The organism is Allobosea sp. Leaf344, assembly GCF_001426225.1.
In the GTDB taxonomy this organism is placed as follows: Bacteria; Pseudomonadota; Alphaproteobacteria; order Rhizobiales; family Beijerinckiaceae; genus Allobosea.
Map to the genome: position 1 here is coordinate 615,564 of NZ_LMRT01000013.1, position 14,506 is coordinate 630,069.

Sequence of the window (14,506 nt, forward strand, 5' to 3'; positions counted from 1 at the left end):
CCGCTCAGTAGAAGAAGCGCTCCTCGACGATCTTCCCGTCGCGCATCGTATAGAGCCCGGCCTCGGTCATCTGCATCCGCTGGCCGGTCTCCCTGACCGTGACGTCGATCTCGAAGCGCATGATGAACTGGTCGCCATTCGCATAGGGTCCGTCCGCCCGGTTGGCATGGACCTCATGGGCGGAATACCACCAGTCGCTCTTGCCCTTGACGGCGTCGCGGCCCTCGATCCGCGCCATCGGGCCTTCCATGGCCTCGATGCTGACGATGTCGGGAGCGTTGAAGCGATCGGCAGCCTGCTGGTGCTCGCCGCGCTTCAACAGATCGGCGAAGGCGGCAACGGCGTCGGCATTGGTCATGGCATGATCCTTTCTCGCTGCAGGCGCCGGCCATCATCGGCGGCGTAAGCGCGAGGATGGCACGGAGTGCGCCAGAGCATGGCAAGAGCCGATGGCCGCAACTCGGCGCGAGCCGGGCCGGGCGCATTGCAGGCACTGCCGTCACAGGCCATATTGCCGATGGAGCCGGTTCCGCAGGGATCAGCTGCATCGCCCCCCTTTCCCCCCGGCCCGATCGGTCAACTTCGCCCCGATCATCGCCGGATGTCGCACTCCCGCCGGTTCCCTATGTCGCAATCGCTTCCCTCCTCCATCGACGCCACGCTCGGCCTGCTGCAGAGCCAGGGCTATGTCGCCGACCGCGCGCTGGCGACGGTGCTGTTCCTGGCCTTGCGGATGAAGCGGCCTCTGCTGCTGGAGGGGGAGGCCGGCACCGGCAAGACCGAGATCGCCAAGGTGCTCGCGGCGGCGCTGGGCCGCAAGCTGATCCGGCTGCAATGCTATGAGGGGCTGGATCTGGCCTCCGCGGTCTATGAGTGGAATTACGCCCGGCAGATGATGGCGATCCGCCTGGCCGAGGCGGCCGGCGGCGGCCAGGGCGGCGGGCTCGATCGCTCGCGGCTCGAAGGCGACATCTTCTCAGAGACCTATCTGGTGAAGCGGCCGCTCCTGCAGGCGCTGGAGCCGCAGAAGGGCGGGGCGCCGATCCTGCTGATCGACGAGCTCGACCGGACCGACGAGGCCTTCGAGGCCTTCCTGCTCGAGGTGCTGGCGGATGCGCAGGTCACCATTCCCGAGCTCGGCACGATCCGCGCCGCCGAGCCGCCGATCGTGATCCTGACCTCGAACCGCACGCGCGAGATCCATGACGCGCTGAAGCGGCGCTGCCTCTATCATTGGGTCGGCTATCCCGACACGGCCCGCGAGCTGGCGATCCTGAAGGCGCGCGCCCCGCATGCGCCGGCCAAACTCGCCAAACAGGTGGTGGCCTTCGTCCAGGCGATCCGCAGGGAAGAGTTGTTCAAGGCGCCGGGCGTGGCCGAGACGCTGGACTGGGCGAGCGCGCTGGTCGAGCTCGACGCGGTGGCGCTGGATCCCGGGCTGGTCTCGGACACGCTCGGGGCGCTGCTGAAGTATCAGGACGACATCCAGGCGATGCAGGGCTCGAAAGTGCGCGAGCTGCTCGACCAGGTGAAGACCGAGGCGGTGCGCTAGACGCGCCGCGCATCTGCTCCAGATCAACGATCGGGACCGGATGGACGCATAGACCAGAGGCGACGGGGCTGGAGCGGAGTGATCGGCATGTACAATGATCTGAAGGCGGTCGAGGCGGTGACCTGGACCTATCTCAACGGGCTCTACGAGGGCGACGTCGCCAAGCTCGAACACGCCTTCCACCCGACCAGCGCGCTGACCACGGTCGATGAGGAAGGCCATATCCGGATCGTGCCGCGCGAGGCCTGGCTCAAGGCGGTGGCGGAGCGGCCTTCGCCCAAGGCCGCCGGCATGGCCCGGGGCGACCATGTCCTGACCATCGACATCGTCGGCCCGACCCTGGCGCTGGTGAAGGTCAAGTGCCAGATGCCGCCGCGCTATTTCACCGACCTCCTGTCCTTCCTGAAAGTCGACAGCAAATGGCAGATCGTCCAGAAGGTCTTCATGACCGAGATGGGGCCGTGAGCGCCGCGGCCGGCCCCGGCGCATGACCGGCAAGCTCCCGGAAAACATAGCCTATTTCGCGCGGGCCCTGCGGATCGCAGGGGTTGCGGTCGGGCCCGGCGCCGTGATCGAGGCCGTCGAGGCGCTGGCCGACGGTGCGCTCGGCGGGCGCGAGGACGTCTATTGGGCGCTGCATGCGATCTTCGTGAAGAAGCATGAGGACAGCCTGCTCTACGACCAGGCCTTCCGCCTGTTCTGGCGCCGCCGCGCCTTGATCGAGAAGCTGATGGCGCAGATGTCGCCGGTCTCGCCCGGCGCCGACGCCCAGCCCGAGAAGGCCGAGGCCGGCGCGCTCCGGGTGGCCGAGGCCTTCGCCCCGCCGCGCCGCGAGGATCGGGAGCCGCCGACGGAGCTGACCGAGCTGACGGCGCGGCTGACCGTGTCCGATCGCGAGACGCTGAAATCGCGCGATTTCGCACAGATGAGCGCCGCCGAGATCGCCCGGGCGAAACAGCTGATCGCGCAGCTGCGCCTGCCGATTGATACCGTGCCGACGCGGCGCTTCCGGCCGGCGCAGCAGGGGAGGCGGATCGATCCGCGCGCGACGTTCCGGCGCTCGCTGCGCGGCGGCGGCGGCACCATCGACCTGGCCTTCCGCGAGCGGGCGGAGATCCATCCCCCCGTGGTGGCGCTGGTCGACATCTCCGGTTCGATGGCCGAATACTCGCGCATCTTCCTGCATTTCCTGCACGCCATCACCGAGAAGCGGCGGGTGCATTCCTTCGTCTTCGGCACCAGGCTGACCAACATCACCCGCATGTTGCGGGCGCGCGATCCCGACGAGGCGCTGGCACTGGCCGGCAGAGCCGCGCCGGATTGGGAGGGCGGAACCCGCATCTCCACCGCGCTCCACGCCTTCAACCGGGTCTGGTCGCGGCGGGTCCTGTCGGGCGGGGCGGTCGTGCTGCTGTTCACCGACGGGCTGGAGCGCCATCTCGACGGGCAGCTCGGCTTCGAGATGGACAGGCTGCACCGCTCCTGCCGGCAGCTGGTCTGGCTCAATCCGCTGCTGCGCTTCGACGCCTTCGAGGCCCGGGCCAGCGGCATCCGCGCAATGCTGCCCCATGTCGATTCCTTCCGGCCGATCCACAACCTCGCGGCGATGGCCGATCTCTGCGCCGCCCTGTCGCCGGATGCAGAGCGGAAGAGCGATCCGCGCCAGTGGCTGAAGCGCGCGAGCTGAGGCATGATGGACGAGCGGGATCGGCGTTTCGACCGTTCGGGCCGGGGAATGGGAGACGGGGCATGATCAGCACGGACACCGATATTCTGGCCACGGCGGAAGCCTGGGCGCGGGAGGGGCGGGGCGTCGCGCTCGCGACCGTGATCGAGACCTGGGGATCGGCGCCGCGTCCGGTCGGCTCGCATCTGGTGATCGATGCGCAGGGGCAGTTCCAGGGCTCGGTCTCGGGCGGCTGCGTCGAGGGGGCGGTGGTCGAGGAGGCCGTCGAGGTGATCGCGCAGGGCAAGCCGCGCACGCTCGAATTCGGCGTCGCCGACGATACCGCCTGGAAGGTCGGGCTGTCCTGCGGGGGGCGCATCCGGGTCTATGTCGAGCCGGTCGGCACCAGGGCGGCCGTCTGATGGCATCCTGGGAGACCCTGCTGGCCTTCGCCACGCTGACGCTGCTCGTCGCCTATTTTCCCGGGCCGGCCCTGCTCTACACCGCTGCCCAGACCATCGCGCATGGCCGCAAGGCCGGGCTGATGGCGATGCTGGGCATTCATCTCGGCTGCTATATCCATGTCTTCGCTGCCGCTTTCGGCCTGTCGGCGGTGTTCAAGCATGTGCCGGAGCTCTATGTCGCGGTGAAGATCGCGGGGGCGCTCTATCTGATCTGGCTCGGCATCGGCATGATCCGCTCGCGGCTCGCCGCCGCGGATGGGCCGGTGGCGCCGCCCAAGACGGTGAAGCGCGCGCTGCTCGATTCCTTCATCGTCGAGATCCTCAACCCGAAGGTGGCGCTGTTCTTCATCGCGCTGCTGCCGCAATTCGTCGATCCCGCCGCCGCCTTCCCGGTCTGGGTGCAGTTCCTCATCCTGGGGACGGTGGTGAACTTCGCCTTTTCCTCGGCGGATCTGGTCACGGTCTTCGGCGCATCCGCCGTGGTGAAGACGATGAAGAAGACCCGGACGGGTTTCGCTCTGGGGCGCTGGCTCGGCGGCTCGATGATGATCGGGCTCGGGCTCAAGCTGGCGACGGACAAGGGCTGAGACATGGATCTCGCGACACTCGCGGCGCTGAATGCGGAGCGCGCGGCAAGGCGCCCCACCATCCTCGTCACCGATCTCGCCGGCGGCGGGCAGAGGCTGGTGAAGGCCGCCGAGATCGCGGCCGATCCGCTGGCGCAGGCGCTCGACCGGCAGCTGCGCATGGGCAAGAGCGGCCTCGTCGAGCAGGACGGGGCGAGCTTCTTCCTCACGGTGCAGGCCCCGCCTCCGCGCATCATCGTCACCGGAGCGGTGCATATCTCGCAGGCCATGGCCCCGATGGCGCGGCTGCTCGACCTCTATCTCGTGATCATCGACCCGCGCACCGCCTTCGCGACGCCGGAGCGCTTCCCGGATGTGACCTTGCTGACGGAATGGCCGGACGAGGCGCTGAAGCGGCTGGGGCTGGACGGCTACACCGCCTTCGTGGCGCTGACGCATGATCCCAAGGTGGATGATCCCGGGCTCGAGGCGGCGCTGCGCTCGGACTGCTTCTATATCGGCGCGCTGGGCAGCCGGAAGACCCATGGCAAGCGGCTGGAGCGGCTGAAGGCGGCAGGGTTCGACGAGGCCGCGACGGGGCGCATTCACGCGCCGATCGGCCTCGACATCGGCGCGGTCTCGCCCGCCGAGATCGCGCTGTCGATCCTCGGCGAGATCGTCGGCGCCTTGCGCGGGCCGCGCCGGGCGACCGCGTGAAGTTCGGGCCGATCCCCGTCGCGGAGGCGGAAGGCGCCGTCGCCGCGCATACGGTGCGGGCCGGCGACGTGATCGTGAAGAAGGGCGCGGCGCTCGATGCGGACAGCGTGGCGCGGCTGCAGCAGGCCGGGCTGACCGAGCTCGTCGCCGTCCGGCTGGAGAGCGGCGACATCGACGAGAACGAGGCGGCCACGCGGCTGGCCGGCGCGCTCGCCGGGCGCGGCGTGGTCACCGAGGCGGCCTTCACCGGCCGGGTCAATCTGTTCGCGGCGGCCAACGGCGTGCTCGCCATCGACAGGGCCGCGATCGACCGGCTCAACCAGGTCGACGAAGCGATCACCCTCGCCACGCTGCCGGCCATGAAGGCCGTCGTCGCGGGCGAGATGGTCGCCACCGTCAAGATCATTCCCTATGGGCTGCCGGCGGCGCTGGTGGAGCAGGCGCTGGCCGGGCTCGAGGGGCTGAAGCCGATCGCCGTCCAGCCCTATCGCCCGCTGAAGCTCGCGGTGATTTCGACGCTGCTGCCCGGGTTGAAACCTTCCGTCGTCGACAAGACGCTCAAAGTGATGGCGGAGCGGCTGCTGCCCGCCGGCGCCGCGATCATCGCCGATTGCCGCGTGCCGCATCAGGAGGAGCCGCTGGCGCAGGCGATCCTGGCGCAGGCGGCCGAGGCCGATCTGGTCGTCGTCTTCGGCGCCTCGGCGATCACGGATCGGCGCGACGTCATTCCGCAGGCGCTGCTCGGCGCAGGCGGGCGGATCGAGCATCTCGGCATGCCGGTCGATCCCGGCAATCTGCTGCTGGTCGGGGATATCGGCGGCAAGCCGCTGCTCGGCGCGCCCGGCTGCGCGCGCTCCCCCAAGGAGAATGGTTTCGACTGGGTGCTGCAAAGGCTGCTCGCCGGCATCCCCGTGAAGAAGGCCGATATCCAGGCGATGGGGGTCGGCGGGCTTCTGATGGAGATCGTCTCGCGTCCGCAGCCGCGCGCGCCCTCCCATGCCGCGCTGGCGCCGGTCGCGGGGCTCGTCCTCGCCGCCGGCCGCTCCACCCGGATGGGCGAGGCCAACAAGCTGCTGCTGCCGCTGCGCGGCAAGCCGATGCTGCGCCACGCGGTGGAGGCGCAGCTGGCCTCCAAGGCGCGGCCGGTCCTGGTGGTGACGGGCCATCAGCAGGGCGAGATCGAACAGGCTCTGGCGGGGCTGGACGTCGCCTGCCTGCATAATCCGGCGTTCGGCGAGGGGCTGGCCTCCTCATTGCGCGCCGGCATCGCCGCGCTGCCGGAAAGCGCGCCGGGCGTCATCGTCTCGCTCGGCGACATGCCCAACGTCACCGCTCCGGTGCTGGACCGGTTGGCGCAGGCCTTCGCCGATGCGCCCGACGCGCTGGCGGTGGTGCCGACGCTGCTCGGCCAGCGCGGCAACCCGGTGCTGCTCTCGCGGGCACTGTTCGAGAAGGTCGCGGCGCTGACCGGAGACCAGGGCGCGCGCAAGCTCCTGGAGGAGGCCGGAGACGCGGTGATCGAGGTGCCGCTCGACGATCCCGCGATCGCGCTCGACATCGACACGCCGGAGGCGCTGCGCGCGATGGAGGCATCGTCGCAGCCCTGACGCGACCGCCCGCGACCCGTCAGACGCGCAGGGGAGAGGCTGCGGTCGCTAGCGCGCCTCGCGGCCGCTTGCCGCCGCCTTCGCCTCTCGCCGGCAGCGATCGGAGCAATAGCGGACCTCGTCCCAGACCCGCTCCCATTTCCTGCGCCAGGCGAAGGGGCGGCCGCAATGCAGGCAGGGCTTCTGCGGCAGATCGCCCTTTCTGATCATTCTGGCCATGCACTCCCGCTCCCGCCGATGAAGCCGCCCGATACCGGGCCGGGCTCTCGCTTTCGCGCGAACACGCTCTAGCTCAAGGCGTTGATGGAGACGCCCTGCCGGGATCTAGGGCGCCGGGGAGGAATGGCGATGGCGGGCACGGTCCTGATCTATGGCGGCGGCGGGGGCATCGGCTCGGCCTGCGCGCGGGTGCTGCGGGCGCAGGGCGAGCGCGTCCATCTCATCGGCCAGAACGAGGCGCAATTGGCGCGCGTCGCCGATGAGGTGACGGCCGGATACACGGTCGGCGACATCACGCGCGACCAGGTGTTCGCCGATGTGGCGCAGGCGGTGCCGGGGCCGGTGACGGGGCTGATCTACGCCGTCGGGACCATCAACCTGAAGCCGGTGGCCCGGCTCTGCGACGATGATTTCCTCAAGGATTTCAGGATCAACGCGCTGGGAGCCGCCAAGGCGATTCAAGCGGCGCTGCCGGCGATGAAACAGGCCGAGGGCACGGCGGGCGTGGTGCTGTTCTCCACCGTCGCGGTGGCGCAGGGCTTTGCCGCCCACGCCTCGATCGCCATGGCGAAGGGCGCCGTGGAGGGGCTGACGCGCGCGCTCGCGGCGGAGCTGGCGCCGCAGATCCGCGTCAATTGCATCGCGCCCTCGCTGATCCGCACCAAGCTCGCGGCGAGCCTCACCGGCAATGCCGCCATGGCGGGCGCCATCGCCCAGCTGCATGCGCTGCAGCGGCTCGGCGAGCCGGAGGACGTCGCCCCGCTGGCGGCCCTGCTGGTCTCCGAACAGGGCTCCTGGATCACCGGGCAGATCATCGGCGTCGATGGCGGCCGCTCCTCCCTGCGCACCAAGGGCTGACCGGCAGCCGCTCAGCGTGGGGCGTGGAATCCGAGCGTGGCGTAGAGATGGGAGCGCTCGCGGGAGGCGCGCTCCCAGCCGGCCGAGACGCGCCAGTTCAGCTTGAACAGGCGCAGCCCGCCGAGATGCAGGCCGAACCTGAGCTTGCTGTAGGCCTCCTGCCGGTAGAGCTCGAGCTCCGGCCCCAGCATCGGCCGGCCGAAGCGGCCATGCCAGGGCAGCGCCCAGCCTGGTGCCAGCCGCAGCCACAGGCGCCGGTCCAGCGCCGCCGCATAGGCCCCGGCCTGCAGCGTCCAGCCGCGCCCCAGCCCATGCCAGAGATCCAGATGGAGGCGCTGGCCGATGCGGTGGCGCGGCAGCGTCTCCTGCGTCCAGCGCTCGGCCTGCAGCTCCGGCCCGGCATAGATGGCGAAGGACCCGCCTCGCAGCCGCCATTCGAAGCCGATCAGGAGCTGCGTCTCCAGCTTCTGCAGCTGGTTGCCGGCCGGGGCCAGGCGCGGCCTCTCGGTGGATTGGGCCGTGGCGACGAGGAGGCGAAAGCCGCTGGTCGAGAGGCTGCCGGCACCCAGCACGAGCTTGCCACCCTGCGAGACCAGGAGCTTGGCCGGGCCGGCATCCAGGGAGCCGAACAGCAGGCGCGAGGGGGAGGGGCGATCCTCCTCGGGTTCGGCGGCGCGGCCCGGGACGGGGCCAGCGCAGGACGCGGCCAGAGCAAGAAGCCCCGCCGACCAGACCCTTCGGCCAATACCAATCCCGCCACTCACCAAACCCACCCGCGCCAGCCCCGTCCATTGAACCGCAGCATGCCGGAATGGCAAGATCTTGTTAACCAATCAGGCGCAGGCTGCTGATGTGGCTAAGATTTCCTCCTGACATGACAAAAGGGGATGGTCATGGCGAATGCGGACTTCATCAAGCAACTCTCGGGATATGGTCTGACGACGGCGAAGATCCTCTATCATATTCCGGATTATCCGAAGCTTCTGCAGACCTTCATCTGGCAGGACTACGATCTCGCGCCGAAATTTCCAGAATTACTGGGCTTTCTCGACTTCTGGAAGCGCGAGCTCGACGGGCCGGTGCATTCCGTCGTCGTCGCCCATGCGCGGCTGATCCGGCCGGCCGAAATCGTCAACGTCAACGGGGTGCTGACCCTGCACTGAGAGCAGGGCGGCCTTGCCGGCGGGCTGCGCGGCCGCCGGCGCGCTTGTTGCGGGGAGGGGGCACGTGCTAGGCCCCAACTCCCGTCCCGACCCGGCTGCCGACCTTGTCATCTCCGCTGCGCACCTCCGGACTCCTGACGGCGCTGGCCGCTCTGCCCGGGGAGCGGCTCAGCGTCGCGACGATCATCGCCGCGCTGAAGGACCGGGTCTATGCGCTGCTCGTCGTGCTGCTCGGGCTGCCCAACTGCCTGCCGATGCCGCCGCCGATCCCGCTGGTCTGCGGGCTGGTGCTCGGCTTCATCGGCATCCAGATGCTGGCGGGCCGCGCGGTGCCATGGCTGCCGAGGAGCCTGCTCGGCCGCAGCATCGGCCAGCGCGAGCTCGATCGTGCGGTGAGCCGCGCCGTCCCGGTGCTGATCCGGCTCGAGCGCTTCTCGCGGCCGAGGCTGACCGTGCTGGGCAGCGCCATCGCCCTGCCGATCCTGGGGCTGCTGATCCTGATCCTGGCCCTGGGCCTGGTCGTCGCCGCCCCGTTCATCGGGCAGATCCCGCTGGGGCTGGCCGTCTGCCTGGTCGGGCTCGGGCTGGTGGAGCGCGACGGGCTGTTCATCATCGCCGGCGCGCTGGTCGGCGTGGTCGGCCTCGTGCTGAGCGCCGGCTTCGCCTATGCGATCATCAGCGGGCTGGTCGGGCTGTTCTGACGCCGCGCATCGGATGCGCCGGCCCGTCCCGTCAGGCGGCGAGGGCCGCGGCGAAGGGGTTTTCGAGCTTCAGCAGGCGATCGATCTCGGACCGCGGCACCGCCTTCGAGAACAGGAAGCCCTGCAGCTCATGGCAGCCGATGGCCTGCAGGAAGCGGTGCTGCTCGCTGGTCTCGACACCCTCGGCGCAGACGCGCAGGCCGAGCGCGCGGCCGAGATGCGCGATGGAATGGACAAGGATCGCCGATTCCCCGGTCGTCTCCATATATTCCAGGAAGGAGCGGTCGATCTTGATCTTGTCGAAGGCGAAGCGGCGCAGATAGATCAGGCTGGAATAGCCGATGCCGAAATCGTCGAGCGCCAGGCTGATGCCATGGCTGCGCAAATCCATCATCGCGGTCTCGGCGGCGTCGGCATCCTCGACGACCACGCCCTCGGTCAGCTCCAGTTCCAGCCGGGCTGGGTCGAACCCCGTCTCCTGGACGATGCGCAGGATGCTGGCGACGAAATCCTTGTGGCGGAACTGGATCGGCGAGACGTTGACGGCGAGCTTCAGCTCCGGCCAGGCCATCGCCTCCCGGCAGGCGCGGCGCAGCACCCATTCGCTCAGGGGGACGATCAGGCCGCGCTCCTCGGCGATGCCGATGAAATCCGACGGCGGCACCCAGCCATGGATCGGATGGTTCCAGCGCACCAGCGCCTCGACGCCGATGATGCGGCTACCATCGATCGAGACCTGAGGCTGGAAATGCAGTTCGAGTCGGTCATTGGCGATGACCTGCCGCAGATCCTCCTCGACCATGCGCTTCAGCTGCAGCGAGCGGTTCATGCTCTCCTCGAAGAAGGAGTAGCGATTGCGCCCCTCGTTCTTCGACTGATAGAGCGCGGTATCGGCGAGCCGCAGCAGGGTCTGGCGGTCGGATCCGTCCTGCGGCGCCATGGCGATGCCGATCGAACAGCCGATCGAGGTCTCGACGCCGAAGATCGAGAAGGGCTGCGTCAGGCAGGCCAGGATGCGCTCGCCGAGAGCGACGCAGCCTTCCGGCGTCGTGACATTGGCCTGGATGATGCCGAACTCGTCGCCGCCGAGCCGCGCGACGGTGTCGCCGAGACGCACCACGCTGGCGAGCCGCGCCGCGACCTGGCGGATCAATTCGTCGCCGGCGGTGTGGCCATAGGTGTCGTTGACGGCCTTGAAGCGATCGAGGTCGAGCAGGAGGATCGCCAGCCCGCCGCTGCCGCGACGGGAGAGCTGCGCCAGTTCGAGATCGAGCCGCGCATCGAAGGTGCGCCGGTTCGGCAGCAGAGAGAGCTCGTCCTGTCCGGCGAGCCGCTGGATCTGCCGCTCCCGCAAGGCGATCTGGAAGGCCGCCGAGCGCAGATTGCGCAGGACATAGCCGAAGATCGTGGCGAAGAGCAGGGCCAGCCCGAACAGCGCCCAGCGGAAGCGGCCGAGGATCGCATCGCCCGGCCGTTCCGGTGTCCAGGTCAGCCAGGCGCGCGGTGGCCCCTCCGGGCTGAGCAGCGGCAGCGCGGCGTGCAGATCGGCCGGTTTGCGGGCGGTGACGGCGACGCTCGAGACCCGGTAGCGCGTCTGCATCTCCGTCAGCATGCGCGCCGAGAGGCGCTGATAGCCGACCAGGAAGAGCTTGCCGGCGAGTTTCTGCATCGCCGGAGAGAGCAGGGCCGGCGACAGCTCGGTCGACATCAGCCCGAAGGTCTCGTAGCCGTCGCTGGCGATGAAGGCGACCGTGGGCGGCGAATCGGTGATGCTGAGGAAGGCTTGGGCCGGCGGCGGCAGATCGGTGCGGCCACCGCCGGGGATCAGCGGGGCGAGGCGTTTGAGCCCGTCATAGGCCGGCTGCCCCGCCTGCATGCCGCCTTCGACGCCCGCGAAGACCCGGCCCGAGGCGGAGACGATATAGGCGCCGTCGAAATCCAGAAATCGCTGGCTCAGCCGGACGAAGGCGGCCTGGATCGCCAGCAGCGGGTCGTCGCTCTCGAGCGCCTGCCGGAAATCCGACTGGACGTTCATCGCCTCCAGCCGCACCCGCCGCAGCCGCATCTGACTGTCGAGAACGGCCTCGATCCGCTGTTTCTGGCGCAGCGCCTCCTGTTCATTGGCGTCGTTGCCGATCGCCAGGACGAGAGCGGTCGCGGCTGCGAGCACGAGCAGGAACGCACCAGCCAGAATGATCATCGTCCCGGTGAACAGGCGCGAGGATTGGATCGCGCTGGGCTGTTGCGTGACGGAGGCTGGGTTCATTACGCTCTCGGCCGAGTCCTGAGCTGGCAGGCTGACATGCTTTCGTTGATATCCCGTTGCCAAACGCCGATGCTGCGAAATCTTACGTAGGGGAATTTCCGTAGGGCGGGCGCGGGATCGCGGTGTGGGCGGCGCGCAGGGCGGCCGACCAGCGCTCGCGCAGATCGTGGAAATAGGGCTCGCCCGCCTCGATGCGGTGGACGAGTTCCGGGGTATCGGTGTCGCGGCGCATCACCATCAGGTCGATCGGGAGCCCGACACCGAGATTGGAGCGCATGGTCGAATCCATCGAGATCAGCCCGACCTTGAGCGCATCGTAGAGATGCGTCTTGTAGGTCACCGCGCGGTCGAGAATGGGTTTTCCGTATTTGTGCTCGCCGATCTGGAGAAAGGGAGCGTCCATCCCGCATTCGATGAAGTTGCCGGCACCGTAGATCATGAACAGCCGCATCGGCTGATGCTTGATCTGTCCGCCGAACAGCATGGAGACGTCGAATTTGACGCCGGCCTCGCGCAGCGCCGGGCCATCGGTCTCGCGCACCGAGCGGATGGCGCGGCCGACGAGCTGGGCCGCGCGAAACATCGAGCCGGCGGTCAAGAGGGTTTCGGTCTCTCCCGTCTCCGGGTTGGGCAGGCCCTCGTTGAGCAGGCTGACCACCGATTGCGTCACCGAGAGATTGCCGGCCGTCGACAAGGCGAAGCTGCGCTCGCCCGGCCAGGAGAACAGATGGAGCTTGCGGAAGGTCGAGACGTCGTCCAGCCCGGCATTGGTGCGGGTGTCGGCCATCATGACCAGCCCGTCCTGCACGAGTATTCCGGCGCAATAGGTCACGGGCACTTCCCTGTCGATCTGGCGCGGCGGAGCCGCGGATTCACTGGTTGCTGGCGCGGGCGCCGGCTTCGGTCGCGGTGACCCGCACGGCCAGGTTCTCGCCCTGGCCGCCCTTGCGGGCGCCGCGCACCGGCGCGGCATCGCCATAATCGAGGCCGATGGCGACGCGGACATGGGTATCGATCGGGCAGAGCCCATTGGCGCAATCGAAGCCGATCCAGCCGTAATTCTCGAGGTAGATCTCGGCCCAGGCATGGGCGCCGGCGGCCTGCGGCAGCGCCGCGGCATGCGCGACATAGCCGGAGACATAGCGCGCGGGCAGGCCGAGATGGCGCGCCCCGGCCATGAAGACATGGGCGAGATCCTGCGCGATGCCGGCACGCGCCTCGAAAGCCGCCGCCGCGCCGATTCCCGTGCGCTGGTCGGCGGGGACGCAGGTCATGGTCTCGTGCAGCGCCTCCATCAGCGCGTGCATCTTGCCGAGCGGCGTGTCGGCCCCGCTGGTGGCCGCGCCGACGAAGCTGCGCAGCTCGCTGCCGGGCATCGTCATCATCGTATCGCGGCGGAACACGTCCGGCGGGACCCGTTCGACGGCGCCGCGCACCACGCCCGCGAGATCGACGGTCTCGATCAGGCCGTTGACCTGAATGGCCATTTCGGTGATCGGCCCATCGGCCGAGAAGCGATGGATGATATTGCCATAGGCGTCCTGCCCGGCCTGCAGCCGCCCGTCGATCGTCGGCTCGATGCGCCAGGCCATAACGTGCTGCCCGTCATGGTCGCGTGGGGTCAGCCGCAGGATCTGCGTGATGTGCCGCGCCGGCTCGGCATAGGCATAGCTGATCGTGTGAGAGATGCTGATCCGCATGGGCGAAAGCTCGGCCGGGTTGAACCTGGTCTCTCTGTAACGCCCGGCAGCCGCGGATGCGAGCCCGCGGCCGGCGATTATTGCAGATACTGGTCGATGATCGTGCCGCCGAGCCGGTTGTTCTCGGTGATGAAGTCCGAAATGAACTCGTGCAGGCCGCCTTCGAAGATCGTCTCGATCTGGGTGTTGGAGAGGCTGGCCAGGGTCTTGCGGGCCTGACGCTGCGCCGGCCCCTGGCGGCCATAGGCATCGCCCAGCAGATCGAGGAAGCGGGAGATGTTCTCGTAGCAGGCGGCGAGCGAGCGCGGCATGCGCCGGTTCAATATCAGCAGATCGGCGATCAGCAGCGGCTTCACCGCCTCGCGATAGACCCAGTGATAGGCGGTGAGGGCCGAGACCTCGCGCAGCACGGTGGTCCACTGGAAATAGTCGAGCGAGCCGCCGACCTGCTCGGTATCGGGCAGGAGCACGTGGTATTTGACGTCGAGGATGCGGGCGGTGTTGTCGGCGCGCTCGATATAGACGCCGAGCCGGGAGAACCAGTAGCCGTCGTCGCGCAGCATGGTGCGATAGGCGGACCCGTCGAAGACCAGCGAGACGTTCTTCACCCAGTCGAGGAAACGGGCGAATTCCTCCCGGTCCATCCGCTTCTTCTCGAAGCGCTGCAGTTCCAGCCAGGCGCCGTTCAGCGCATCCCACATCTCCGAGGTCAGGGCGGTGCGCACGGCCCTGGCGTTGGAGCGGGCGAGGGCCAGGCAGTTGCGGATGGAGGAGGGGTTGTCGGGGCTGAAGCTCAGGAAATCGCAGACATTGCGCTCATTGGCTTCGCCATAGGCCTTGGCGAAGGCCTCCTCGCAGCCGGCGGTCAGGACGGCGCTGTGCCATTCGGTGCCGGCGCCGCCATAGGCGGAGGGCAAATTGGTCAGGCGCGTCGTCGCATCGAGGATGCGGGCGAGATATTCCGCCCGTTCGACATAACGAGAGACCCAGTAGAGGCTGTCTGCCGTCCGCGAGAGCATGGTCAGGT

Annotated in this window: 17 protein-coding genes; 10 read left to right on the forward strand and 7 right to left on the reverse strand. The window is 68.7% G+C overall.

Annotation, left to right across the window (positions count from 1 at the left end):
• Window positions 1–4: 4 nt before the first annotated feature.
• The gene (locus ASG72_RS11575; protein WP_056712376.1) at window positions 5–358 is read right to left on the reverse strand and encodes a nuclear transport factor 2 family protein; all 354 of its coding nucleotides are present in this window, start codon (window positions 356–358) and stop codon (window positions 5–7) included.
• Window positions 359–625: 267 nt separating this feature from the next.
• On the opposite strand from ASG72_RS11575, the gene ASG72_RS11580 reads away from it, so the two are divergent.
• From ASG72_RS11580 to ASG72_RS11610, 7 genes are all read left to right on the forward strand, one after another.
• Window positions 626–1,552 carry a MoxR family ATPase gene (locus ASG72_RS11580; RefSeq protein WP_056712378.1) on the forward strand — a complete coding sequence of 309 codons (927 nt, stop codon included), beginning with the start codon at window positions 626–628 and terminating at the stop codon, window positions 1,550–1,552.
• A gap of 87 nt (window positions 1,553–1,639) precedes the next feature.
• Window positions 1,640–2,017, forward strand: a complete 378-nt coding sequence (locus ASG72_RS11585; RefSeq protein WP_056712381.1) for a nuclear transport factor 2 family protein — start codon at window positions 1,640–1,642, stop codon at window positions 2,015–2,017.
• A gap of 22 nt (window positions 2,018–2,039) precedes the next feature.
• Complete coding sequence (locus ASG72_RS11590) at window positions 2,040–3,239, forward strand: VWA domain-containing protein (RefSeq protein ID WP_056712384.1); 1,200 nt, start codon at window positions 2,040–2,042, stop codon at window positions 3,237–3,239.
• Window positions 3,240–3,301: 62 nt separating this feature from the next.
• Window positions 3,302–3,640, forward strand: a complete 339-nt coding sequence (locus ASG72_RS11595) for an XdhC family protein (RefSeq protein ID WP_056712385.1) — start codon at window positions 3,302–3,304, stop codon at window positions 3,638–3,640.
• Window positions 3,640–4,269, forward strand: coding sequence for a LysE family translocator (locus ASG72_RS11600; protein ID WP_056712386.1), 630 nt, complete (start codon window positions 3,640–3,642; stop codon window positions 4,267–4,269). Before ASG72_RS11595 ends, ASG72_RS11600 begins: the two co-directional genes overlap by 1 nt.
• Before the next feature lie 3 nt (window positions 4,270–4,272).
• A complete protein-coding gene (locus ASG72_RS11605) occupies window positions 4,273–4,965 on the forward strand; it encodes an XdhC family protein (protein ID WP_056712387.1) in 693 nt (230 codons plus the stop codon).
• Complete coding sequence (locus ASG72_RS11610; protein ID WP_056712388.1) at window positions 4,962–6,572, forward strand: molybdopterin-binding/glycosyltransferase family 2 protein; 1,611 nt, start codon at window positions 4,962–4,964, stop codon at window positions 6,570–6,572. Before ASG72_RS11605 ends, ASG72_RS11610 begins: the two co-directional genes overlap by 4 nt.
• Before the next feature lie 48 nt (window positions 6,573–6,620).
• Here the strand turns inward: ASG72_RS11610 and ASG72_RS20325 are convergent, their stop codons facing one another.
• Window positions 6,621–6,791 carry a DUF2256 domain-containing protein gene (locus ASG72_RS20325; protein ID WP_200939927.1) on the reverse strand — a complete coding sequence of 57 codons (171 nt, stop codon included), beginning with the start codon at window positions 6,789–6,791 and terminating at the stop codon, window positions 6,621–6,623.
• A 129-nt stretch (window positions 6,792–6,920) separates the two neighbouring features.
• Between ASG72_RS20325 and ASG72_RS11615 the strand changes: the two genes are divergently transcribed.
• Window positions 6,921–7,649, forward strand: coding sequence for an SDR family oxidoreductase (locus ASG72_RS11615; protein ID WP_056712617.1), 729 nt, complete (start codon window positions 6,921–6,923; stop codon window positions 7,647–7,649).
• A gap of 11 nt (window positions 7,650–7,660) precedes the next feature.
• Here the strand turns inward: ASG72_RS11615 and bcsS are convergent, their stop codons facing one another.
• Window positions 7,661–8,413 (reverse strand): cellulose biosynthesis protein BcsS, encoded by a 753-nt coding sequence (gene bcsS / locus ASG72_RS11620; RefSeq protein ID WP_162246235.1) that lies wholly within the window; start codon window positions 8,411–8,413, stop codon window positions 7,661–7,663.
• Between the two features lie 129 nt (window positions 8,414–8,542).
• Here bcsS and ASG72_RS11625 point away from each other — a divergent pair, with 129 nt between their 5' ends.
• Window positions 8,543–8,812 carry an usg protein gene (locus ASG72_RS11625; RefSeq protein ID WP_056712619.1) on the forward strand — a complete coding sequence of 90 codons (270 nt, stop codon included), beginning with the start codon at window positions 8,543–8,545 and terminating at the stop codon, window positions 8,810–8,812.
• A gap of 104 nt (window positions 8,813–8,916) precedes the next feature.
• Window positions 8,917–9,513: an exopolysaccharide biosynthesis protein gene (locus ASG72_RS11630; RefSeq protein ID WP_056712390.1), complete on the forward strand. Its 597-nt coding sequence runs from the start codon at window positions 8,917–8,919 to the stop codon at window positions 9,511–9,513.
• Between the two features lie 31 nt (window positions 9,514–9,544).
• Here ASG72_RS11630 and ASG72_RS11635 read toward each other — a convergent pair whose 3' ends face one another.
• The 4 genes from ASG72_RS11635 to ASG72_RS11650 all read right to left on the reverse strand — a co-directional run bounded on the left by ASG72_RS11635 (window position 9,545) and on the right by ASG72_RS11650 (window position 14,498).
• The gene (locus ASG72_RS11635) at window positions 9,545–11,779 is read right to left on the reverse strand and encodes an EAL domain-containing protein (protein ID WP_056712391.1); all 2,235 of its coding nucleotides are present in this window, start codon (window positions 11,777–11,779) and stop codon (window positions 9,545–9,547) included.
• 82 nt (window positions 11,780–11,861) lie between these two features.
• Complete coding sequence (locus ASG72_RS11640; RefSeq protein WP_056712392.1) at window positions 11,862–12,611, reverse strand: hypothetical protein; 750 nt, start codon at window positions 12,609–12,611, stop codon at window positions 11,862–11,864.
• A gap of 40 nt (window positions 12,612–12,651) precedes the next feature.
• A complete protein-coding gene (locus tag ASG72_RS11645; protein WP_056712393.1) occupies window positions 12,652–13,479 on the reverse strand; it encodes a transglutaminase family protein in 828 nt (275 codons plus the stop codon).
• A gap of 77 nt (window positions 13,480–13,556) precedes the next feature.
• On the reverse strand, window positions 13,557–14,498 hold the full coding sequence (locus ASG72_RS11650; protein ID WP_056712620.1) for an alpha-E domain-containing protein: 942 nt from the start codon (window positions 14,496–14,498) through the stop codon (window positions 13,557–13,559).
• Between the last annotated feature and the right edge of the window lie 8 nt (window positions 14,499–14,506).

Coding starts and splice junctions, on each gene's coding strand:
- ASG72_RS11575 (WP_056712376.1), bottom strand. CDS start 358: ATGACCAATGCCGACGCCGTTGCCGCCTTCGCCGATCTGTTGAAGCGC.
- ASG72_RS11580 (WP_056712378.1), top strand. CDS start 626: ATGTCGCAATCGCTTCCCTCCTCCATCGACGCCACGCTCGGCCTGCTG.
- ASG72_RS11585 (WP_056712381.1), top strand. CDS start 1,640: ATGTACAATGATCTGAAGGCGGTCGAGGCGGTGACCTGGACCTATCTC.
- ASG72_RS11590 (WP_056712384.1), top strand. CDS start 2,040: ATGACCGGCAAGCTCCCGGAAAACATAGCCTATTTCGCGCGGGCCCTG.
- ASG72_RS11595 (WP_056712385.1), top strand. CDS start 3,302: ATGATCAGCACGGACACCGATATTCTGGCCACGGCGGAAGCCTGGGCG.
- ASG72_RS11600 (WP_056712386.1), top strand. CDS start 3,640: ATGGCATCCTGGGAGACCCTGCTGGCCTTCGCCACGCTGACGCTGCTC.
- ASG72_RS11605 (WP_056712387.1), top strand. CDS start 4,273: ATGGATCTCGCGACACTCGCGGCGCTGAATGCGGAGCGCGCGGCAAGG.
- ASG72_RS20325 (WP_200939927.1), bottom strand. CDS start 6,791: ATGGCCAGAATGATCAGAAAGGGCGATCTGCCGCAGAAGCCCTGCCTG.
- ASG72_RS11615 (WP_056712617.1), top strand. CDS start 6,921: ATGGCGGGCACGGTCCTGATCTATGGCGGCGGCGGGGGCATCGGCTCG.
- ASG72_RS11625 (WP_056712619.1), top strand. CDS start 8,543: ATGGCGAATGCGGACTTCATCAAGCAACTCTCGGGATATGGTCTGACG.
- ASG72_RS11635 (WP_056712391.1), bottom strand. CDS start 11,779: ATGAACCCAGCCTCCGTCACGCAACAGCCCAGCGCGATCCAATCCTCG.
- ASG72_RS11645 (WP_056712393.1), bottom strand. CDS start 13,479: ATGCGGATCAGCATCTCTCACACGATCAGCTATGCCTATGCCGAGCCG.
- ASG72_RS11650 (WP_056712620.1), bottom strand. CDS start 14,498: ATGCTCTCGCGGACGGCAGACAGCCTCTACTGGGTCTCTCGTTATGTC.